Source organism: Sphingobacterium spiritivorum ATCC 33861 (genome assembly GCF_000143765.1).
Lineage (GTDB): Bacteria > Bacteroidota > Bacteroidia > Sphingobacteriales > Sphingobacteriaceae > Sphingobacterium > Sphingobacterium spiritivorum.
Window position 1 is genome coordinate 516,107 of record NZ_GL379770.1, and the last position, 23,951, is coordinate 540,057.

At 43.0% G+C, this 23,951-nt stretch carries 16 protein-coding genes; 14 read left to right on the forward strand and 2 right to left on the reverse strand.

Annotation, left to right across the window (positions count from 1 at the left end):
- The first annotated feature begins 18 nt into the window (after window positions 1–18).
- From HMPREF0766_RS02540 to HMPREF0766_RS02585, 10 genes are read left to right on the forward strand one after another with little or no spacing between them, the layout of a single operon-like run.
- The gene (locus HMPREF0766_RS02540; RefSeq protein WP_115388642.1) at window positions 19–3,207 is read left to right on the forward strand and encodes a SusC/RagA family TonB-linked outer membrane protein; all 3,189 of its coding nucleotides are present in this window, start codon (window positions 19–21) and stop codon (window positions 3,205–3,207) included.
- 23 nt (window positions 3,208–3,230) lie between these two features.
- Complete coding sequence (locus tag HMPREF0766_RS02545) at window positions 3,231–5,069, forward strand: RagB/SusD family nutrient uptake outer membrane protein (protein ID WP_002993413.1); 1,839 nt, start codon at window positions 3,231–3,233, stop codon at window positions 5,067–5,069.
- A 15-nt stretch (window positions 5,070–5,084) separates the two neighbouring features.
- Window positions 5,085–6,023, forward strand: a complete 939-nt coding sequence (locus HMPREF0766_RS02550) for a DUF5017 domain-containing protein (RefSeq protein ID WP_002993416.1) — start codon at window positions 5,085–5,087, stop codon at window positions 6,021–6,023.
- A 1-nt stretch (window position 6,024) separates the two neighbouring features.
- The gene (locus HMPREF0766_RS02555; RefSeq protein ID WP_002993417.1) at window positions 6,025–7,410 is read left to right on the forward strand and encodes a DUF5009 domain-containing protein; all 1,386 of its coding nucleotides are present in this window, start codon (window positions 6,025–6,027) and stop codon (window positions 7,408–7,410) included.
- A gap of 33 nt (window positions 7,411–7,443) precedes the next feature.
- On the forward strand, window positions 7,444–9,276 hold the full coding sequence (locus HMPREF0766_RS02560) for a sodium:solute symporter family protein (RefSeq protein WP_002993418.1): 1,833 nt from the start codon (window positions 7,444–7,446) through the stop codon (window positions 9,274–9,276).
- Between the two features lie 3 nt (window positions 9,277–9,279).
- Entirely contained in the window at window positions 9,280–9,966 is a 687-nt protein-coding gene (locus HMPREF0766_RS02565; RefSeq protein WP_002993419.1) for a GDSL-type esterase/lipase family protein, read from the forward strand.
- Between the two features lie 2 nt (window positions 9,967–9,968).
- On the forward strand, window positions 9,969–10,637 hold the full coding sequence (locus tag HMPREF0766_RS02570) for a GDSL-type esterase/lipase family protein (RefSeq protein ID WP_037459534.1): 669 nt from the start codon (window positions 9,969–9,971) through the stop codon (window positions 10,635–10,637).
- A 34-nt stretch (window positions 10,638–10,671) separates the two neighbouring features.
- Window positions 10,672–11,610 carry a DUF4434 domain-containing protein gene (locus HMPREF0766_RS02575; RefSeq protein ID WP_002993421.1) on the forward strand — a complete coding sequence of 313 codons (939 nt, stop codon included), beginning with the start codon at window positions 10,672–10,674 and terminating at the stop codon, window positions 11,608–11,610.
- Between the two features lie 16 nt (window positions 11,611–11,626).
- Window positions 11,627–12,775: a n-acyl-d-glucosamine 2-epimerase gene (locus HMPREF0766_RS02580; protein WP_002993422.1), complete on the forward strand. Its 1,149-nt coding sequence runs from the start codon at window positions 11,627–11,629 to the stop codon at window positions 12,773–12,775.
- 28 nt (window positions 12,776–12,803) lie between these two features.
- Window positions 12,804–14,063, forward strand: a complete 1,260-nt coding sequence (locus tag HMPREF0766_RS02585) for an MFS transporter (RefSeq protein ID WP_002993423.1) — start codon at window positions 12,804–12,806, stop codon at window positions 14,061–14,063.
- 87 nt (window positions 14,064–14,150) lie between these two features.
- Here HMPREF0766_RS02585 and HMPREF0766_RS02590 read toward each other — a convergent pair whose 3' ends face one another.
- Window positions 14,151–15,257 carry a YARHG domain-containing protein gene (locus tag HMPREF0766_RS02590; protein ID WP_037459876.1) on the reverse strand — a complete coding sequence of 369 codons (1,107 nt, stop codon included), beginning with the start codon at window positions 15,255–15,257 and terminating at the stop codon, window positions 14,151–14,153.
- Window positions 15,258–15,370: 113 nt separating this feature from the next.
- Between HMPREF0766_RS02590 and HMPREF0766_RS02595 the strand changes: the two genes are divergently transcribed.
- The 4 genes from HMPREF0766_RS02595 (at window position 15,371) to HMPREF0766_RS02610 (ending at window position 22,392) form a co-directional block, all read left to right on the forward strand.
- On the forward strand, window positions 15,371–16,708 hold the full coding sequence (locus tag HMPREF0766_RS02595; protein WP_002993426.1) for a dihydroorotase: 1,338 nt from the start codon (window positions 15,371–15,373) through the stop codon (window positions 16,706–16,708).
- A gap of 22 nt (window positions 16,709–16,730) precedes the next feature.
- Window positions 16,731–17,786, forward strand: coding sequence for a S66 peptidase family protein (locus tag HMPREF0766_RS02600; RefSeq protein WP_002993427.1), 1,056 nt, complete (start codon window positions 16,731–16,733; stop codon window positions 17,784–17,786).
- Window positions 17,787–19,250, forward strand: a complete 1,464-nt coding sequence (locus HMPREF0766_RS02605; protein ID WP_002993429.1) for a M14 family zinc carboxypeptidase — start codon at window positions 17,787–17,789, stop codon at window positions 19,248–19,250.
- Window positions 19,251–19,413: 163 nt separating this feature from the next.
- The gene (locus HMPREF0766_RS02610; protein WP_002993431.1) at window positions 19,414–22,392 is read left to right on the forward strand and encodes a glycoside hydrolase domain-containing protein; all 2,979 of its coding nucleotides are present in this window, start codon (window positions 19,414–19,416) and stop codon (window positions 22,390–22,392) included.
- A gap of 75 nt (window positions 22,393–22,467) precedes the next feature.
- Here the strand turns inward: HMPREF0766_RS02610 and HMPREF0766_RS02615 are convergent, their stop codons facing one another.
- Window positions 22,468–23,934, reverse strand: a complete 1,467-nt coding sequence (locus HMPREF0766_RS02615) for a RagB/SusD family nutrient uptake outer membrane protein (protein ID WP_002993433.1) — start codon at window positions 23,932–23,934, stop codon at window positions 22,468–22,470.
- Between the last annotated feature and the right edge of the window lie 17 nt (window positions 23,935–23,951).

The following is a 23,951-nucleotide window of genomic DNA, read 5'->3' on the forward strand; positions in this document are numbered from 1 at the left end:
AATAATGCTATGAACAACATGAATGAGATTAGTAGATGGAAGGGAAGTCATGTGTGGCGAATCCTTACATTAATGATTCTGTTGATTTTTTCATCACACAACGCCAGTAGTCAGACGCGGCAGGTACAGGGAACTGTCCGGGATCAGGACGGAAAACCTTTGGCAGGTGTGTCTGTGAGTGTGGTAGAATCTCAGAAACAAACGCTTTCCGATGGAAAAGGTAATTTTAGTATTGCCGTGACATCTTCGGACAAATCCCTGACATTTAGTTATGTCGGCTATGAAGGAAAGATCGTCGCTCTGGGTGATCGCTCTCAGCTGCAGGTATCCCTTGCAGTGGCGACTTCACAAATGGATGAAGTGGTCGTCATTGGATATGGTACTGCGCAACGGAAGGACCTGACCGGATCTGTGGGATCGGTAAAGATCGAAGATCTGCAGAAAGCACCGGTCAAAACATTTGATGAAGCACTTGCCGGGCGAGTGGCCGGGGTACAGGTCAGTTCAGCAGAAGGACAGCCGGGCTCGGGTATTGACATTACCATTCGCGGGAATAACTCGATCACACAAAGTAACTTTCCGCTCTTTGTAATAGATGGTTTCCCATTTGAAAGTGCAGGAGACCAGTCTATCAATCCCATAAATACCATTGATCCCGGAGATATAGAATCTATTGATGTGCTGAAAGATGCTTCGGCTACTGCTATCTACGGAGCACGCGGTGCCAATGGGGTTATTATTGTTACGACCAAAAGAGGGAAAGTAGGAAAACCGGTACTGACATTTAATACATACTATGGGCTGCAGGAAAATAATAAAAGACTACAATCCCTGAATCCTTACGAATTTGTGCGTCTGCAAAATGAGATTGATTCTGTTCGTACCAAAACCTTGTATTTTCAGGATGGCCGTAATCTGGACTATTACCGTACAGTAAAAGGCATCAACTGGGAAGATGAGATAACACGCATCGCACCGATGCAGAATCACTATTTTAACATAGCAGGAGGAACCGACAAAACCAAGTATTCTACCACATTGTCCTATACCGGGCAAGATGGAGTACTGATTAATTCGGGTTTCAAACGTATACTGGGTAAGATGGTGCTGGATCAGCAGGTCAACGACAAGCTGAAAGTGGGTATAAATGCCGGTTATTCTTACATCAAAACCTTTGGTACTCCGACTTCGGCATCCGGTTATGTCAATGAGACGAATATGCTTTTCAGTGTATGGTCATTCAGACCGTTGTCTATTGATCCGACATTAGACCTGATCAATGAACCTATTGATCCTGAAGTTGAACAGGGAAATAATAACACTTTCAATCCTATACTGACAGCCCGAAATGAACTGCGGGAAAACTATGGGGGGAGTCTGAATACAAATGCTTACCTGGAATATGAAATCAATAAATATCTGAAACTACGCCTGGCCGGAGGTTACAATCAGGGACAGCGCGAATATGATGTTTTTAACGGACGGTTTTCGAGATCCGGTTTTATTTCCAACTTTGCCGTCAGCGGTTCCAAATCTATCTTTATGAGTTCGGGCTGGCAAAATGCCAATACCCTGACGTATGCACGGAGATTAAATAAGAATCATTACTTCGATATGATGGTCGGTTTCTCTGCCGAATCCGGCAAAAGCCGCTTTTTCAACGGAAGTGCTATTCTTCTGCCAAATGAAAGTCTTGGGCTGAATGGACTGGGAGAGGGAGTTCCTAATGCAGTAGGTGCAGGTTCATCAGAGTGGGCACTGGCATCCTTTATGGGAAGATTAAACTACAAATTACTGGATCGTTTTATTTTTACGACTACCTTACGTGTGGACGGTTCTTCCCGTTTCCTTGGAGACAATATCTGGGGTTATTTTCCTTCAGCGGCAGCGGCATGGCAGATGGATAAAGAGGAGTGGCTTAAATCTGTTCCGGCAATTTCAACCTCCAAACTTCGCGTGTCATGGGGAGTCACCGGTAATAATGCTGTCAGCAATTTTGCCGCTTACCCTGCTATGGCTGCGGTCAATACAGATGCCGGTAATTTCTACAATAATTTTCCGGGATACACATTTGGCGGAGGTTATTCCAATGGTCTTGCGAATATCAGTATCGGTAATCCGAATCTGAAATGGGAGTCAACCAGTCAGATTGATATCGGATATAATCTGGGATTATTTAAAGATAAACTAACTGTAGAAGTAGATGTATATGATAAGAAAACATCCAATCTGTTGCTGAATGCCGATATGTCTCCGAATACCGGATATTACAGATCTATCAAAAATATCGGTAAAGTGGGTAACAGAGGACTGGAAATAACCCTTAGCTATTCACCTGTTGTCAAAAAGGACTTTAGCTGGAATACGTCCTTTAATATTGCTTTTAACAGAAATAAAGTATTGTCGCTGGCTGAAAATCAGAACTATTTGCTGACCAGTCAGGGATGGGGTGATGACTGGAAAAATATTCCGGGATATGTGGCCAAGATAGGAGAGCCTATCGGTATGTTCTACGGGTATATCTATGAGGGAGTATATAAGTATGATGATTTTAATAAAGTAGGTGATAACTATGTCCTGAAAGACAATGTCACCTCTAATAATGCTTCAGGTACTTCTGTTCAGCCGGGAGACATCAAATACCGTGATCTGAACGGGGATTATATTATCAACGAAGCAGACAAGACAGTGATCGGTAATCCTAATCCTGTTCACATCGGAGGGTTCTCGAATAACTTTTCATACAAGGGTTTTGACCTGAATGTCTTCTTGCAATGGTCATATGGCAATGATATTCTGAATGCCAATCGTATTGTCTTTGAATCGGCCTATAAGTATGGGTATAATCAGTGGGCTACCTATGCGGATCGCTGGACTCCGGAAAATCCGGATTCAGATATCCCGGGTGTGGCAGCGATCAAAGGAAATGCTTCCAAAGCATATTCCACACGGGTGGTAGAAGACGGTTCATTTCTGAGACTGAAGACAGTAGCGCTGGGTTATAATTTCAAAAAGGAGTTTTTGCAGGGAATCAAACTGAAGACACTGCGGATATATGCTTCTGCACAGAATCTTGTCACCTGGACTAAATATTCAGGCTATGATCCCGAAGTTTCCGTGAGAAGATCCGCACTGACTCCGGGTTTTGACTTCTCTGCTTACCCGAGAGCCAGAACGATAACTGTGGGATTGAATACAACATTTTAAAAGGATTATAACAGCATATAATTATGAAAAAAATACTGATATCTTTAGTCATTGGAGCAGCTGCATTGACATCCTGCAACAAATTTCTGGAAATATTGCCGACCAGTACTGTTGCTCCTCAGAATTTCTTCCGGAATGAGGCCGAGGCAGAAATGGCACTGACGGGAGTATATGATATTCTCGCGAAATCCGGAACATACGGTCGTACGATCTATTTTGAGCTTGATATCGCTGACGATAGTTTTGTCGCACTTTCCTCCTGGACACAGGATCTTGCCTTATTTAATTACAACCCTTCCGATACAAAAGTTACAGACCTCTGGAATTATCTCTATACAGGAATCAACAGGGCTAACACCTTGCTTGATAATATTGACCGCGTAGATATGGATGCTACCAAAAGAAAAGCAATTGAAGGGCAGGCTTTATTCTTAAGAGCATACTACTACTTTATATTGACCAACTACTGGGGTAATATCCCTGTACGTACTACCGCAACCTCTTCAGTGACGGATAATGACCTGGAGTTTACACCCTACAGCGAGGTGTATAAGATGATTGTTGCAGATATGGAAAAGGCAGCAGATATGGTCAATCCTGCTTCTGCTTACGGACATGCAGGACGGGTGACCAAACAAACGGTATGGGGTATTCTTGCACGTGTCAATCTCAAAATGGGCGGAGCCCCTTTGCATGATCAGTCCCGCTATGCGGAAGCAAAAAAATGGGCGGAAAAAGTAATCCTCGGAGGAGGAAATGCATTGAACCCGGATTTCAGAGAGGTTTTCAAGAACATGAGTAAAGGAACTTATGATGTGAAGGAATCCATGTGGGAAGTTGAATTTAACCGGTACAATGGTACACAGAATGAAGAGGGTTCACTTGGTTCCATCAATGGTATAGCTGCTTCTGCTACCACACCATGGGGATTCAGCTACGGTGCAAAGCATGCCATCCCATATTACTTTAATATGTTCGAAAATTATCCGATGACGATCAATGGGGTAAGTCAGATCCTTTCTCCCGATATGCGGAGAGACTGGACAATCGGATCATATTACTACTCCGGTAATCTGAAGGCCGGCTACAACGGTACACAGATATACAACCGGATGGATGCAAAGTGGAGAAGAGAATATGAACCTACTGATCCCAAATTTAACGGTACGACTACCATCAACTTTCCTTTATTAAGATATTCTGATGTCCTGCTGATGTATGCTGAAGCTGATAATGAGCTCAATGGACCGCAAAGTCAGGCGATTGAATATGTGAATCAGGTAAGACGAAGAGCGTATGGTAAGACACTTGGGAATGGCGTATACTATGTGACTGTCGATAACGGCGGAACAGGATATACACAGGAACCACAGGTCAGTATCGTAGGTGGCGGAGGTTACGATGCAGAGGCGAGAGCTGTAATATCTGCAGGGAAAGTGACAAGTATTATGCTTCTTAATCCAGGGCAGGGATTCACTTCTGTACCGAATGTAATCATTGCCGGAAACGGAACAGGAGCGACTGCCACAGCTACCTTAGATCCACGCGCGACAGTCAATGCGGATCTGAAAACCAATGAAACTCTTGATAAAGTAGCGTTTCGTCTGGCTGTACGGAGAGAACGGGCATTAGAGCTGGGCTATGAAGGCTTGAGAAGATTTGATCTGGTACGCTGGGGAGATTACATCAGCACCATGAAAAATGTTGCTGTTCATATCAAGAGTACTGCAACAGGTACATCTGCAACTTATGCATATGCCTCCCGTCACGGAGATAATATCTCGCCTCGGGATACATTGCTGGCTGTTCCGTCACGGGAGATCCAGATGAACAAAAAGGCTAAACAAAATAATGGTTGGTAAGTAATGATAACGACAATGAAAAAGATTTGGATCAATACAATAGCTATACTCAGCATTTTTTATATGAATTCCTGTCAGAAAGATATTCCTCAAAAAGTGTCTTTCGAGGCTAATCCTGACCGTATGGAAATAGGTCTGCAGGATTCGGTGACCTTTACCTATACCGGATATGCAGATGTTATATCTTTCTATTCGGGAGAAAAGGGACGTGAATACCAGTACCGGGATCGTACCGAAATGGAAGGATTGAGCATGGAACTATCCATAGCCTCGCGTGTATTATACGGTTCGCAGGAGAAGAATGTGAAACTGATGTATTCGACAGCATTCTCCGGAAATTATTCGGCAGCAGGGATCAAGGAGGAAGAGTGGACAGATATCAGTGATAAATTTACCTGGTCTACAGCAGCTGTTCCTAACGGTATCGCTGCCACGACTACAGCATCCGGTCCTGCAGACCTTTCTTCTTTACTGGTACCGGGTAAGCCTATCTATTTTGCTTACCGGTATGAAAGTCAGGCGGCTACCTCTGCCGCTACGGGCGGAAGATCATGGAGACTGCCTGTATTTGATCTGGCCACTAGGACACCGGAGGGCACACGTGCTGTACTGGCCACTGTGCGGACAGCAGGATGGAAGATTGTCCCTGTGCTGACAGGTGTCAACAAGGCCAGTTACTGGACCATCAGCTCTTCAGATCCGTATCTGTTCTTTACACCCAACAGTACACTGGAACCGCATATTCATTGGGTGATCACGGCTCCGTTTGCACCAACGAGTGTCAAACCGGATAAACCATTGGTTCAGAAAGCTATGATAGATCCGATGCCGCAACGCCTGACCTACAAATTCACAGCTCCGGGTACATATAAAGTAACATTCGTTGCGCAGAATGTGAATTACAAAGGAGAAGAGACGGCTGTAAAACAATTTGATATTAAAGTGAATCCATAACATGCAGGTCAAAAGAAATAATAGTCTGGATACCTTACGTGGAATTGCTATTCTTCTGATGGTCCTGTCCGCGAGCATTGCCTTTGGAGTCATGCCGGGCTGGATGTATCATGCACAGGTGCCGCCACCCGATCATCAGTTTAATCCGGCAATTGCTGGTATTACTTGGGTGGATCTGGTATTTCCTTTCTTCCTGTTTTCAATGGGAGCAGCGATTCCGCTGTCTATGCAGAATAAGTTGACCAGGTTATCCTCATGGCAGATTTTGCTGTCCATAGCTAAGCGGTTTATACTGTTAGTGTTCTTTGCTTTATTCACGATGCATGCAAGAGCATGGGTGCTTAGTGACAGTCCCGGCACAAAAGAATATGTACTGTCAATATTGTCATTTGGTCTCTTGTTTCTGATCTATGTTGATCTGGAACAGAAGATTGGAAAACGCAATGACTGGATAGTAAAAATTATATCTTATCTGGCCTGTGCAGCAATCGTATTTTGGGGTAAGGATCAGGACAAATCATTCAATATCCACAATCCGGATATTATTATTCTGGTACTGGCCAACATGGCCCTTTTCGGGACATTAATATGGTGGCTGACTGCGAAAAATATCTGGATCAGGATGGGAGTTCTCCCGTTGATAATGGCTGTATTCCTGGCATCTAAAAACGAAGGATCTATCAATTATTATATATACAACTGGACTCCGGCCGACTGGTTGTATAAGTTTTACTACCTCAAATATCTGTTTATTATTCTGCCAGCTACACTGGTTGGGGAATGGATCATTACAGAACAGAAGTCACCGTCGGATTGGAAAACCTGCAAATCTTCTTATCTGATGGTAGGAATGATAGGGTTTCTGTTATTGTTGGGCAATGTAATTCTTCTGTACAGCAGGGAGCTGGTTCTCAACTTTTTCTTGTCTGTGGTATTGATGTTCACAGCCGTATATCTGATCCGCAAGATCGGAACGGTCAATATTATATCCAGACTTGTGTATACTGGAAGTTATCTGCTGTTGCTGGGTCTGTTGCTGGAGTCGTATGAAGGAGGGATCAAGAAAGATTTTTCCACATACAGTTATTACTTCGTGTGTTCTGGACTAGCCTTTTTCACAATGTCCTCCCTGTATGTACTGGAAGTCTACGGATTATTCAGCAGGATCACTCGGATACTGGCTTCAGTCGGTAAAAATCCAATGGTAGCCTACACTGCAGGCAACTTACTGCTGATTCCGGTATTGCGTCTTTCCGGACTGGAGGAATACCTCAACCGGTTGAATCACGGATTGGGAGACGGTACATTGAGAGGCGTTATTTTTACAGGTATTGTCGCATTATTTACCATCTGGACCACAGAGAAAAAGTGGTTCTGGAAATCATAGTTTATCAAATTTTATAATTATAGCGTTTAATCAATGAGTCTAAGTTTAGTGGATATAAGCATCATATTTGTTTATATCATTGGTATAATAGGATTGGGATTTTATATCTCTACAAAAGCATCTAAAGATCTGCAATCTTATTTTTTAGGGGGCAATACGATGAAATGGTATTACCTGGGACTGAGTAATGCGTCCGGGATGTTTGATACATCCGGTACGATGTGGACAGTCAGTATACTCTTCATTTATGGACTCAAGAGTGCATGGATTCCCTGGTTGTGGCCGGTCTGGAATCAGGTTTTTGTCTTTGTATATCTGGCGATTTGGATGCGCCGGTCGGGGGTAATGACAGGAGCACAGTGGATTACTTTTCGTTTTGGTGACGGCAAAGGTTCTAAGTTGTCACATATTATCATTGTGGCATTTGCGGTGATCAGTGTGATCGGTTTTATCGCCTATTTCTTTGAGGGCATCGGTAAATTTTGTACGTCTATTCTTCCATGGGATCTGAGTGTGGATATACTTGGCTATCATTTGTCTTCGGCCCGGTCATATGCCTTGATTATCTGTGCGCTGACGACCTTATATACAGTTAAGGGTGGTATGTACAGTGTCGTAGCGACAGAGGTACTGCAGTTCTTTATTATGACACTAGCTTGTTTTGCTATAGGATATATTGCTTATAATGCCGTGACGGCAGAGCAGATTCGTGCGGCCATACCGGACGGATGGCTTGATATGTCATTTGGCTGGACGCTTGATCTGGATTGGAGCAAGACGCAGGTCCCCAATGCAAATGATAAAATACTTTCCGACGGATTCGGAATGTTTGGTGCCTTGTTTATGATGATGGTATTCAAGGGAATATTTGCCTCGATCGCCGGACCTGTACCCAGCTACGATATGCAGCGTGTATTGTCTTCACGTACTCCGTCCGATGCAGCAAAGATGAGTGTGAGTTCCATCTTTGTGATGTATATACCCCGTTATCTGATGGTGGCATCATTTGCAGTGCTGGGACTGGTATATCTCGGTCCTGAAATGGGACAGATGGGAGCGAATATTGATTTCGAAAAAGTGCTTCCTGAAGCCGTGAATCGTTTTGTGCCGATAGGGCTTAAAGGATTGATCCTCGCCGGATTTCTTTCCGCTTTCATGGGGACTTTCTCTGCATTTGTCAATGCTGCCCCGGCATACATTGTCAACGATATCTATAAAAAGTATGTAAACCCGAATGCCACCAATGCAAAGTATATACGCCTGAGTATTATATCCTCAGTGCTGCTGGTTATTATCGGTATTATATTTGGATTCAATGCAGCTTCACTCAATAAGATTACACTCTGGATTACTTCTGCCTTATATGGAGGTTATGTGGCTGCGAACGTGTTGAAATGGGTTTGGTGGCGTTTTTCCGGAGACGGTTATTTCTGGGGTATGCTTTTCGGCCTTATAGCTTCTACGCTCAAATTATTTCTGTTTCCGGAGATTGTCGATATTTATATCTTCCCCATTATTTTCCTTTTCTCCCTTCTGGGATGTATTATCGGGACTTACCTCAAGCCCCTTGAAAATCGAGAAACAGTCAAAGAATTCTATAAGAAAACAAAGCCCTGGGGTTTTTGGGGGCCTATAAAGAAAGAGGTCGAAATGGAAGATCCTTCTTTCGAAGCTAATAAGGGATTCAAAAGAGATATGTTTAATGTTGTGGTCGGGATTGTATGGCAGATGGCACAGGTAGTTATCCCTATCTACTTTATGGTAAGAGAAAATACCAAAATGGTGATCTGGTGTGCGGTGCTGATCCTTACCAGTATTCTGTTGAAAAAATTCTGGTGGAATAAACTCCCTGAAGCAGATAAATAGCATATGGAAAAGAAGCGTATTTATATGATCCTGCTCCTGTGTCTGCAGATGATAACAGGATTATTTGCACAGGAAGCAGTAATAGACAGTAGCTATGCAAACAGTTATTATCAGAAGCGCCAGGCCTATTACGATCAGTTGCCTAAAGTGAAGAATGCTATTGTCTTTCTGGGGAACAGTATTACAGAAGCAGGTCAATGGTATGAGATCGCACAGGTATCTCATATTATCAACAGAGGTATCAGCGGAGATGTGACGTACGGTATATTGAACAGGTTGTCTTCCATTACTGCCCTTCAACCGAAAAAAATCTTTATGACAGTAGGAATTAACGATGTCAAAAGAGGGATTCCTCCGGAATATACAGTACAGAATATAGAACGGATTATTAAAAGAGTACGTAAAGACTCCCCGAAAACAAAATTATTGATTCAGAGTGTACTGCCGGTTCGGGAATCTATGTTTACAGATGGTTACCAGCGCGTGACCAATCAAAAGGTCGTGCTGCTCAACGAACAGATCAAAACGCTATGTCAGCAGTATGATGTTCCGTTTATAGATGTCCATCAGGCTATATTCATGGATAAGGAAGGACGCCTGAAACAAGAGCTGACAACAGACGGAATACATCTGCGTCCGGAAGCTTATATCCAATGGATCGATTACCTGAAAACCAAGAAATATTTATAACCATGCATAAGAATTTAATCGCATTGATAGCGGTGCTGTACAGCATACATGTACAGGCACAAAAAATTGACTCCAGTTATAACAATACGTATTATCAGGGACGAATGGAATTATTCAATTCTCTTCAGATCCCGCATTCGGCCATTGTCTTTCTGGGAAACAGTATTACCGAGAGAGGAATGTGGCATGAGCTACTGAGCGGAAAGCCCATTGTCAACAGAGGTATCGGCGGAGATAATACGTTTGGAGTATTGGCGAGGATACAGCCTGTCATAGATGCCAAACCTAAGAAAGTATTCTTGTTGATCGGTGTCAATGACATCTCACGGAATCTTCCAGTAGAGGTAACAGCAGCCAATTATGAAAAGATTATTCAGCGCTTCAAAAAGGGAAGTCCTAAGACTACCTTGTATGTACAGAGTGTATTGCCTGTAAATGATGCAATACTGAAAGCAGATTACATCAAAAACAAAGGACATCTGATTATCGAATTGAACAAGCGGATAAAAGCATTGGCTGCACAGTACAATGTGCCGTTTATTGAATTGTATTCTTTATTCAATGATGGTCAGGGTAATCTGTTGCCCGATATGACTAACGACGGAATACATCTGAGACCTGCGGCCTATGTGAAATGGGTAGATTTTCTGAAACGTAACAAGTATTTATAACATTAGCTAACCTTACTATAAAAAACAAAATCAAGTGAAGATTACAGGGACATTTATTGACGAAATATCGCATGATATTCCGCATCAGAACTGGGGTGCGGAAGAATGGGACAGGGATTTTGCATATATGAAAGCCTTAGGTATTGATACGGTGATTATGATCCGTAGCGGATACCGCAATTTTATTACTTATCCGTCAGAATACCTGATGAGCAAGCACGGTTGTTATCGTCCTTCTATGGATCTGGTAGAACTGTATCTTACTCTGGCAGATAAGTATGATATGAAATTTTACTTAGGGCTCTATGACAGCGGTGTGTATTGGGACACCGGAAATCTGCAGTTTGAAATCGATGCCAACAGGTTTGTGATTGATGAAGTATGGCAGAAATACGGGCATTATAAAAGTTTTGGCGGATGGTACATCAGTACAGAGATAAGCCGCAGAACAAAGGGTGCTACAGAGGCCTTCTATACCCTGGGAAAACAGTGCAAAGATGTAAGCAATGGTCTGCCGACATTTATTTCTCCCTGGATAGATGGGAAAAAAGCAGTCATGGCTTCCAGCGCATCCCTCAGCAAAGAAGATGCTGTGTCTGTCAAGGAGCATGAGCAGGAGTGGGGTGAAATCTTTGATGGAATCTCCGGAGCGATAGATGCAGTAGCTTTTCAGGATGGACATATTGATTATCATGAGCTGCCGGCATTCTTTGAGATCAATAAGAAACTTGCTGATCGCTACGGACTGGAGTGCTGGACAAATGCCGAATCCTTTGACCGGGATATGCCGATCAAATTTCTGCCGATCAAGTTTGATAAGCTGAGATTAAAGCTCGAAGCAGCTCATGCTGCGGGCTACGATAAAGCAATAACATTTGAATTTTCACATTTTATGAGTCCGCAGTCGGCTTATCTGCAGGCAGGACATTTATACAACAGATATAAAGAATACATCAATACATTAGGATTTTAAGCAGATACAATATATTATGAAGATATACAGTGATATATATAAGAATGAATTATTAGAACAGGTGATTCCGTTTTGGGAAAAATATTCCATAGACCGGGAGTGCGGAGGGTATTTCACGTGTCTGGATAGGCAGGGTAACGTCTTCGATCAGGACAAATTTATGTGGTTGCAGGGACGTCAGGTCTGGATGTTTTCATTCCTTTACCAGCATTGTGAACAAAAACAGGAATGGCTGGATATTGCTCTTCACGGTGCTGCATTTATGGAACAATACGGAAGAGACGCAGAAGGGAACTGGTATTTTTCGCTGAACAGAGAAGGAAAACCACTTGTACAACCTTATAACATCTTTTCGGATTGTTTTGCAACGATGGGATTCAGCGCCCTGTATAAGGCTACCGGAAATACGACATACAGTGCTATCGCCAAACAGACTTTTGAGCAGATACTGAAAAGGAGAACCGATACCAAAGGCGTATACAATAAAATATATCCCGGAACACGGGACCTGCGTAATTTTTCCCTTCCCATGATTCTGAGTAATCTGGCTTTGGAAATGGAAGAGCTGTTAGATAAGCAAGTGGTGGAACAATTACTGGATGAGATCATTCATGAGGTAATGGAGGTGTTTTATAATGAAGAGCGGGGCATTATTTTCGAAAATGTCAATCCGGACGGTAGCTTCAGCAATAGTTTTGAAGGCCGGTTGCTCAATCCCGGACATACGTTAGAGGCCATGTGGTTTATTATGGATCTGGCTGTTAGAAAAGGAGATCGTTCCCTTATTGATAAAGCATTAGAAATTGCATTGAAAGCATTGGAATATGGCTGGGATAAAGAGTATGAAGGCATATTTTATTTTCTGGATAGTGAGGGACACCCTCCACAGCAACTGGAATGGGATCAAAAACTCTGGTGGGTACATCTGGAAGCTCTGGTATGTATGGCCAAAGCGTGGAAGCTGACCGGAGATGAGCGTGCGAAAGCCTGGTTTGTGAAATTACATGATTACAGCTGGGAAAAATTCAGAGATGCCGAATACGGGGAATGGTACGGCTATCTCAACAGAAGAGGAGAAGTACTGCTTCCCCTCAAAGGAGGAAAATGGAAAGGGTGTTTCCACGCTCCGCGTGCACTCTGGCAGATTCATCAGACTTTAGCTTAAGTATATAACCAATTATAAAGCCTTTATTATGAATGTAATGAGTAGTCCATCCGCTACTGTGGATAATCCAAAAATACTTAACGCTGCTGTGATTGTGGCAGCGTTGGGTTATTTTGTAGATATATATGACCTGCTGCTTTTCAGCATTGTCCGTGTTCCCAGCCTGCAGGCCTTGGGGTATAGCGGGGAGCAGCTAACTAATCACGGTATTTTTCTGTTAAATATACAGATGGTGGGCATGTTGGTTGGCGGTATTTTCTGGGGTATTCTGGGAGATAAGAAGGGTCGCCTGTCTGTATTATTCGGATCGATCTGTCTGTACTCCATTGCAAATATTGCCAATGGTTTTGTAACGACAATTGAAGGGTACAGTTTGTGGCGTTTAGTTGCAGGAATAGGTCTGGCCGGCGAATTAGGAGCAGGTATTACCCTTGTAACGGAAATTATGCCTAAAGAAAAACGGGGACTGGCAACTACTATTGTTGCCTCGGTCGGAGTCAGCGGAGCAGTAGCGGCGTATTTTGTGGCTCAGTTTTTTTCCTGGGAAGTGTGTTATTTTATCGGTGGAGGATTGGGACTTTCTTTACTGGCACTGCGTATAGGTGTCAGAGAATCTGCTATGTTTGCAAAGACCCTCCATCAGAAGCATGCCTCGAGAGGCGATTTTTTGTCTCTGTTTAAAGATGCCGGGCGGTTTTTGAAATATCTGAAATGTATAATTATAGGCGTTCCGTTATGGTTTGTGGTAGGGATTCTGATTACCTTGTCACCGGAGTTTGGTAAAGTGCTTGGCGTACAGGGAGAGGTAAGTGCAGGTGCTGCTGTAGCCTGTTGTTACGGAGGGTTAGTAGTAGGTGATATCCTGAGCGGATTTCTCAGCCAGATACTCAAAAGTCGTAAGAAAGTCGTGTATGTATTCCTTTCGTTGGCAGTTATCAGTGTTTCTGCTTATTTCTCGCTGACAGGATTGTCTGTAACTGCGTTCTACTTTATTTGCTTTTTCCTTGGACTTTCGGTAGGCTATTGGGTAATCTTTATGACCATTGCAGCAGAGCAATTCGGTACCAATATCCGGGCCACAGTTACGACTACAGTACCTAACTTTGTGAGAGGAGCGGTCGTACCCCTGACGATACTTTTTCAGTTTCTCTATGCTTCATTTGACAATCTGATCTATGCCGGTATCTGCGTAGGACTATTGTGTCTGCTGTTAGCCTTTTGGGCAATCAGAGGCATGCAGGAGACTTTTTCAAAAGATCTCAATTACCTGGAAGAAGAAGAGAAATAACAGAAGTGTTTTTTATTTTATAAAACACAGATGCCTCCTGAACTTGGTTCAGGAGGCATCTGTGTTTTCTTTTGAACAGTTCATTCCTTATTTCAATTCCTTCAGCCATTTCTGCTCCTCCGGAGTCAGATCTTTAGGTTTCGGTATATATTTCGGATCCGCTGCATACCAGTCTATATTACTGTAATAATCCCGTAAGTCTTTGGACTTAAAAACATATCCCCGTCTTGCAAACGGAAGATTACGTAATATTTTTTTGCTTGTTTCATCCTTTGCCTTAAGAATACGATCCTGAGCATATACCGCAAAGGGCAGGACATCTGTTTTGGAATCAAAAGATTCTCCCGGAGGAAAGTAGTTTTCAGCAGAGAGATAAAGCTCACCGGCAGGAGCAAAATTAGTCTTATGAAAAACCAGTGTACCCTGACGGATAGTAAACCGGATCTGATCCGACTCATGTACAGAAGAAGGAAGTGCTTCTACCTCTTTAGTTTTTCCCCAGCCTTTAATCTGCCAGTCTTCCTTTTTGTCAAAAAATGTCTTATGGATATTGAATTCCGTTACATCTCCCATATCTACAATCAACGTGAAGTCGTCGATCTGCTTATTTGCCCATCGCCTGGCTGCTGTCAGCACATATTCCAGATAGTATTGATAATCTATAGAACCGGAAAGGTCATAGGTGTAGGTATGCTGGATACTGTTTTTGCCTTTTCTGAAAGGAGCCTCAAAATAATAAACATAGTTAAAGCCAACCTCATTAACATTATCAATCTCTTTCTTGATTTTATCCAATGGTTCAGATACAATTTTGCCGTTATTAACATAGAGCGAATCATATACGTAGGCAACTTTATACGGAAGATCCTGATTATTCAGCTTTACTGTAAAATCTCTCATATAGGGATGAAAACCATTTTTTGGCGTGCCATCCACATCTCCGGATGGAGACATCGCTTCAAATCCGACCGTAATTTTCTTATCCTCAACGGGATTTTCAAATTCATAATATACGGTGATATGTACCTGTCTATCTCCCACCTTTCTGATAGTAAGGATCTCCTTTCTGACACTAATGTCAGTTTCATGGATCGGCACAAGTTGATTTCCTCTTGCAAAGAATGCCCCGTCATTAGCATAGCTGTAAGCTGTGAAGCACAGTAAAAGCGATAATATCAATAGGAAATTTTTCATCAGTATAGCATATTTTACAATCATAAATATACACATCCCGTGCAATATATGAATTGCCGGATTATTTAATTTGGTATTGCGTATATTTGTTGTAAAGCAAATACAATCACTCCATGTCTTCAATACTTATCAAATCTGCTCATATTGTCAATGAAGGGACAACCACAGTAGCAGATGTTTATATCCGTAACGGACGAATCGAAAAAATAGGAAGCGAACTTCAGGTCAAAGCAGATAAAGAAATAGATGCTACAGGTCTCCATCTTCTTCCGGGACTGATCGATGATCAGGTTCATTTCCGTGAACCCGGTCTGACACACAAAGCCGATATCTGGCATGAAAGCCGTGCAGCTGTAGCCGGAGGAACAACTTCTTTCATGGAAATGCCAAATACAGTTCCCAATACATTGACACAGGAACTGTTGCAGGATAAATATGATATTGCAGCTAAAAATGCCCTGGCCAATTACTCCTTTTTCATGGGAGCTGCCAATGATAATCTGGAGGAAGTACTCAGGACAGATCCTCGAAAAGTCTGCGGGATCAAGGTTTTTATGGGATCTTCAACAGGAAATATGCTGGTCGATAATGAAAAAGCCCTGGAAGGAATCTTTGCCAACGCTCCTACATTAGTAGCTACGCATTGTGAAGATGAGGCAACAATAAAAGCGAATCTTGCGATTTTCAAAGAACAATATGGCGAGGAGGGACTGACTATACAGATGCATCCGCTTATCCGTTCGGAAGAAGCCTGCTATCTGTCTTCTTCAAAAGCAGTTGAACTGGCTAAGAAAAATAATACCCGTTTGCATATTCTGCATATTTCCACAGGAAAAGAAACAGCACTGTTTCGCAATGATATCCCTTTGGAACAAAAGCACATTACTGCAGAAGCCTGTATCCACCATATGTGGTTTTCAGATCAGGACTATGCGGCCAAAGGCAATTTTATCAAATGGAATCCGGCAGTCAAGACCGCTTCCGATAGAGATCAGATCGTTAAAGCTTTGTTAGACGGGCATATCGATGTGATCGCTACAGATCATGCCCCACATACGATCGAAGAAAAATTACAGCCTTATCATACCGCTCCGTCGGGAGGGCCTTTAGTGCAACATGCACTGCAGGCTCTGCTGGATATGGTCAGTCAGGGAAGAATGACGCTGGAACAACTGGTACAGAAATCTGCGCACAATACCGCGATCTGTTTTCAGATCGAAGACCGTGGATTTATCCGTGAAGGATACTGGGCCGATCTGGTACTGGTGGATCTCCATAAACCGTATACCGTTTCAAAATCCAATATCCTGTCTAAATGTGGCTGGTCACCGTTTGAAGGACATACTTTTACCTCTACTGTAGAACATACAATTGTCTCGGGACAATTGGCTTATACAGGTGGTTCACTCATTGAATACGGAGCAGGACAGCGCTTGCTGTTCAATCGCTAAGCCTTACCTAACTACCTATACGATGAACAAAAGAGATTTTATCAAATCGATTACATGGGCTGCTGCGGCAGTTCCTCTTACCGGATTTGCGCACGACAGCGAGAAGGCGGCAGCCTGGTTCAAACAAGGGCAACTGTTAGCTCAGAAGTTGAAAAAAGGAGATACGATCGGCCTGATAGCTCCGGCAGGTGTTCTGGACGATGAAGAATCGATCAGCATAGCCAGAGAAATCTTTCAGACACTAGGTTTCAACGTAAAGGAAGGTGCACACATTCGTAGCCGATACGGACAGTTGGCCGGTACAGATGAAGAACGCATAGCTGATATTCATGCAATGTTTGGAGACCGGCAGGTAAAAGCTATTGTCTGCGTGCGTGGCGGCACAGGTACATCACGGCTTCTGGACCGTCTGGATTATAAGCTGATCGGTCGTAATCCTAAGATATTATTAGGTTACAGCGATATTACAGCTCTACTGCTGGCGCTTTACAGTAAGACCGGAATGATCGGTTTCCACGGAGCGGTGGGGATCAGCACCTGGACCAATAAGGTCGCGCGGGCATTTGAAAGTCAGTTCCTGGAGAATAAGCTTCCTTTGTTTACCAATCCTACGGATAAAGGCGATCACATAGTTCAGTATAAAGAGCGGATCACGACGCTTCATCCGGGGAAAGCAGAGGGCATATTGCTGGGCGGGAATATGACGGTACTTACAGGACTCTGCGGAACGCCTTATGTGCCGGACTTTAAAGATGCTATTTTGTTTCTGGAAGAGGTAGATGAAAAAGTAGAACGTGTAGACCGGATGTTCTGTCAGCTGAAATTGTCCGGAGTATTAGCCGTAATCAAAGGTTTTGTGTTTGGTAAGTGTACAGGCTGCGGCCCTTCAGGAGGCTATGGTTCACTCACACTGCAACAGGTTATGAACGATTATATCAAGCCTCTGGGGATACCGGCATACAGCGGTGCTATGATTGGTCACATTGCGGATCAGTATATACTGCCTGTAGGGGCAGCAGTCCGGATAGATGCAGATAAAGGCACTATAGAATTAATACAACCTGCTTTGAAAGATTAAATGAATAAGCTCTTAATTATCTGTTTACTTATGCTTATTGGAAAAGATTCGTTTTCTCAATCACTGGTATTGAGCAAAACGCAATTAGATAAGGCTCACATGGCCTATAAAGAATCTGCTCTGAAACATCGCCGCTTCAAGCATGCCGATGTGGAACAACTCATCCTGCGTCATCAGCAACAGCATGCACTGGATGTGCAGCAGATCGGATCATCAGTAGAGCAGCGTAGTATCTATGAACTTCGCTACGGAACCGGTAAAAAGGTCGTGATGCTGTGGTCACAGATGCATGGAGATGAGCCTACTGCGACCATGGCGCTGTTTGACCTTTTTAATTTTCTGGAAGGGAAAGAAGATGATTTTGAAGGAGTGCGGACACTACTACAGGAGCATCTTTCTATTCACTTTATTCCTATGCTCAATCCGGACGGAGCAGAACGTTATACCCGACGCAATGCGCAGAAGATAGACCTCAACCGCGATGCCCGCAATACTGCGACGCCGGAAGGAAAGTTGTTGCGTGCACGTGCAGAAAGCCTGAAACCACAATATGGTTTCAATCTGCATGATCAGAATATTTATTATAATGTTCCGGGCACGCAGACACCTGTGACCATTTCTTTACTCGCTCCGGCCTATAATATGGAACGGGATATCAATGAGGTGAGAGGCAATGCAATGAAAATTATTGTCGGGATGGAGAAATTGCTCCAGAACTATATTCCCGGAGCAGTAGCTAAATATGATGATGAACATTCGCCCAGAGCTTTTGGCGATAATTTTCAAAAATGGGGAGCCAGTACAGTCCTGATTGAGTCCGGAGCCTTTAAAGGTGATCCCGAAAAACAGGAAATCCGTAAGCTGAATTTTGCAATTATACTGAATGCCTTGGTACAGATCGCACAGGGATCTTATCAACAATACGACATAAAAGATTATGAACGTATTCCATTTAATGCGTCACAACTGCACGATGTAGTGCTCCGAAATGTAAGTACAGTGTCAGGTGGATTACCCCTGCAGGTAGATATTGCAATCCGTCGTGATGAGATCACCTCAGGAAATGATTATTACAGCAAAGGATATATTGAAGATCTGGGTGACCTGAAAGAATTCTACGGATATGACGATCTGGATGCCACGGGTCTGACGCTTTCTTACGGACAAATCTATCCTACAGCATTCCGTCACTACAGCGAACTTACAGCTGATGTGATTTTTGGTTTGCTAAAGCAAGGATATTCCACTGTAATTGTAAGGGAGCAGGACCAGCAAAAAGCATTGCGGCTGCCGGTCAGAATAGTACAGCAGCCTACAGAGCAACGTCATGTTACAGGGCTGTCACCCGGTCAGGAAGCTACATTTTTTCTGAAGAAAGATAATGAATTGAAATATGCTATTGTCAACGGATATCTGATCGACCTCAGCAGGAATCTGCCGGATGCTTTTAACGGAATAAAATAGATCAGATTTATTTTATTCTGTTGAAGACAAGAGAAGGTAGGGTAGCAGAGGTTTCGTGTATAAATGCTGTTACTCAAAGGTTTGCGTAATCTATATTATTGCTTCAACATACGTATTGAAAAGAAACAATACTTTAATTTGCAGAGCAATAATAACACTACAGATGATCAAACCAATTGCATTCCTTAGCAGCTTGTGTATGCTGACGGCATTACATGTACAGGCCCAGCATGAATATCCGCCACAAAAACCATTGTGGAATGCGGACGAACTCGGTACACAACGAGCAGTATTGCGTGTAGAATCCGCATCAAAGCTGGTCACAGCGAATATTACATGGCGTAATCGTAATGTACGGTCAGACCAGCAAATAATACTTGTAGATAGCACAACCCAGCAAATTTTTTCGCCATCCCGTTACGGTAATATATCCGCTGTTTCCGGAGAATTTCAATTTGAACCCCGTTCAGGTAAAGGAATTTACTATGTTTACTTTTTACCTTATAAATTGGTCGGAAGAAGTGAAAACTATCCGGATGTAGCCTATTTGAAGCAGGAGAAAGTGACAAACACATTGGATAAAACAGTAAAGGCACATGCAAAACTGGTTCGTCTCGAGGCCGTAGATACGTTCAATCAGAATGATGCTATGGATGTGGTCTCTACACTGCAGGAACAAGCCGAATTTCTTAAAAAACACCGTAAATCCAGTTACCTTGTTTTTCCGGAAGACCGGGATCATCAGATCAAAATGACTGATAATCTTCCTCAACGATGGACAACCGGCAATATAGAAGGACAAACACTCCGCGTCAGCTCAGACAAAGGAGAATTGCTGGCTTTCCAGTTGGGACTCTATTCTGATAAACAGGATTTGCAGAATATCAAAGTAGTATTTTCAGACTTAAAGAGTAAAAACGGAAATACAATAGCTTCCGGACGGATCAATTGTATCAACACCGATGGGGTGAGTTATACCGGACAGCCTGTTAAGTTTAATGTAACTGTTCCAAAGCAAAAAGTACAGGCGCTGTGGTGCGGGATTGACGTTCCCAAAGAAACGGTCAGTGGCGTATACGAAGGGATCGTCAGTATCAAACCAGTTAATGCAGCAGCAAGGGATATTCCTGTCCGCCTGGAGGTGTCAGATCGCTCTGCTGTCAATCAGGGATATGACGAGCCGTGGAAGCTGACACGTCTCAATTGGCTGAATTCGACCTTAGCGCAGGAAAGTACTGTGATTGCTCCTTATATCCCCTTACAGATAGAAGGTAATGAGATCAGTCTGCTGGGCAGATCAGTATCACTGGATAAAAATGGATTTCCGGCACAGATCCGTACATTTTTTACGCAGGATATGTTGAGTATAGGGAAGCAGGGTAATGATCTGTTAACAGAAGCTATACATTTCCATTTCCGGAAGAATGCGAATCAGGATATTGTTTTTGAATATAGCCCTGTCAGATTTGACCGTAAGGAACAAGGCTTAGTCAGTTGGTCCACGACAGGAAGTTCCCCTGATCTGATTTTAAATATTAAAGGATCTCTGGAGTTTGATGGTTTTGTTGACTATACCGTACAGCTTATTGCCACACAGGATGTACATCTTTCGGATGTGCAGTTTCACATTCCGCTACAGGCACAGTATGCTAAATATTTTATGGGTCTGGGTGAAAAGGGAGGATATCGTAAAGATGCCATCGACTGGAAATGGGATGTGGCAAATAAAAATCAGGATGGCGGATGGATTGGAAATGTAAATGCAGGACTGCAGTTTGCCTTCAGGGACCAGCATTATTCCAGACCGTTGAATACTAACTTTTATCTTCAGAAACCACTTATATTGCCTGCCTCCTGGGGTAACGAAAATAAAGGCGGGATACAGATCGGACAAAAAGGCAAGTCTATATTAGTTGACAGTTATAGCGGAGAGCGGAATATGAAAGCCGGAGATACCCTGTATTATAATTTTCACCTGATGATTACACCATTCCATACCATTAATACCGACTGGCAATGGGACAATCGCTTCTTTCATGCTTACAAACCCATAGAAGAAGTGAAGACAAGTGGTGCGAATGTCATCAATATACACCATGGGAATAATCTGAACCCTTATATCAATTATCCGTTTGTAGCGACAAAAGAAATGAAAAGCTATATAGATTCGGCACATCATGAAGGATTAAAAGTCAAGATATACAACACCGTACGAGAAGTATCTAACAGGATGTATGAAATCTATCCTTTGCGAAGTCTGGGACATGAAGTGTTTTCTTCCGGCAAGGGAGGAGGCTACTCCTGGTTACAGGAACATCTGAATACCGATTATATCGGGGCATGGTACGTACCCCGGTTCCAGGATGCAGCTATTATCAATAGTGGTATGAACCGCTGGCACAATTACTATGTGGAAGGGATGAACTGGTTGGTGGATCATATGGGAATAGATGGTATCTATCTGGACGATGTGGCATTCGATCGTGTTACGATGAAGCGAATCAAACGGGTAATGACCAAAAACAATCATCCGGGGATTATCGATCTGCATTCGGCCAATCAGTTTAATAAGAGTGATGGATTTAATAACAGTGCCAATCTATACATGGAGCATTTTCCATACATCAATCGTCTTTGGTTTGGCGAGTATTTTGACTACGAAAAAAATGATCCGGATTTCTTCTTGACTGAAGTAAGCGGGATTCCATTCGGATTAATGGGCGAAATGCTGCAGGATGGTGGCAATCCATGGAGAGGGATGATCTATGGGATGACTAACCGATATCCCTGGGAGAAAGCTAAAGATACCCGTGATATCTGGCGGATATGGGACGAATTTGGTATCCGGGAAGCACGTATGATCGGCTATTGGGTAGATAATAATCCGGTGAAAACAGATAATACTAAAATCCTGACAACCGTATATCAAAAGGAGGGTAGTACGCTGATCGCCCTGGCAAGTTGGGCAGAGACAGATACAAATGTCAGTCTGCTGATCGACTGGCAAGTATTGGGGCTGGATGCGGCGAAGGTACATGTCACGGCTCCGGCGATCAGGAATGTGCAGGAAGCCCGGGTATTCAAACCCGGAGAACAGATTCCGGTAGAAAAGGGGAAAGGGTGGCTGCTCCTTGTGAAGTAGACCGAAAACAGCTGTTAAAAAAGAAGCAATCTATCTCTTAAAATAGATTGCTTCTTTTTTTGTTTTCAGAAAATCTTAATATCCCGGGTTTTGCTGTCCCTGAATATCCGGATTCGCATTGATCTCATCCTGCGATATCGGCAATATAGTTCGGTAGAATGAGCGGTTTATAGAAGATGTACGGGTAGGTACACTTATTCCGGCAAAAGCATCATCAAAATTGATAGTCTTGTTTAGTCTCAGCATATCAAAATAGCGAATGCCTTCCCCGAAGAACTCTTTGCTTTTCTCAGCTAATATCAGATCTTCCGTTACATTGGCTGCCGTAGCAGGGGTTAGTGCCGGAGCACGTTTGCGTATAGCCTGCAGGTATTCCGCAGCTTTTGTAGGATTAGGAACACTGGATTTTAAAGCTGCTTCTGCAGCTGTAAGATACATTTCGGATAAACGTATTACTTTGATGTTTACCGCTGTAAAATTGGAGGACCCTTTATCACCGCTGAAGGCTACCGAACCGGAATACTTATAGCAGGAACCTAATCGTGTGGCCGATGACTCATCGCGTGCCATGACACCTTTTCTTACATCATTCGGATCTGCATTTAGAGCCGTGAGGAATGGTGTGCTGGCAAGAAAATTACCTAATGCTCCTGTCTGATGATTTCTTCTCATCAAATAGAAGGCAAGAGAAGTTCGCGCAAGATCTCCCTGGTTAGGCTCGATCACAAATTCAAGAATAGATTCTGAGCCAAACTGATTGGACCAGGACGATACCCATTGCGCATTGGTATACAAGCTGTATACACCCGAATTGATAACTTCCTCTGAGGCTTTCAGCGCATTGTCATAATCTCCCATAGTCAGGTAGACTCTCGCCTGGATCGCCTTATTGGCATAATAGTTTACATAACCGTCTCTTTTTGTCTTCGGAAGACCTGCTTCCGCATCCTTGAGATCCTTCATAATCTGCGTGTAGTTTTCTGCTACTGTGGATCTTGCCGGCTGACTGTCGTACAATAATGTTTTGGTAATATTTGGTACACCCCAGGCATTTTTATCATCGGTATACGATTTTCCATATAATCTCACGAGGTCAAAATACGCTAATGCTCTGATCGTAAGTGCATCGGATTTGGCCAGTGCAAAATTTTCCAGTGTACCCTGACTTTGTAGCTTTTCAATATTTTCCAGCAGGTTATTAGCCTGATAAATAATATTGTATATAGAAGTCCAGAAGCTGGAATAGCTATTGGCCTGTGCACTGTGGTTAAACGTATAGAAAGGGTCTAATCCTCTTCCCTGAGAGAAGAGCGTGAAATCTCCTCCTTTGGCGTCTCCGTAAATAATAAAATTACGTCCGTAGTAATTGGAGGAAGTCATCTGACGAAGAATTCCGTTGACCACAATCTGTGCATCATTGGCTGTACGGATGGCCTTGTCATAGTCTACGGCATTGCTGGGTTCGACTTCCAGAAAGTCTTTACACGAATATGCCGTACTAAGTACAGATGCTGCGAGTAATATTTTTATATATTTTTTCATGTCAATATCAATAAAAA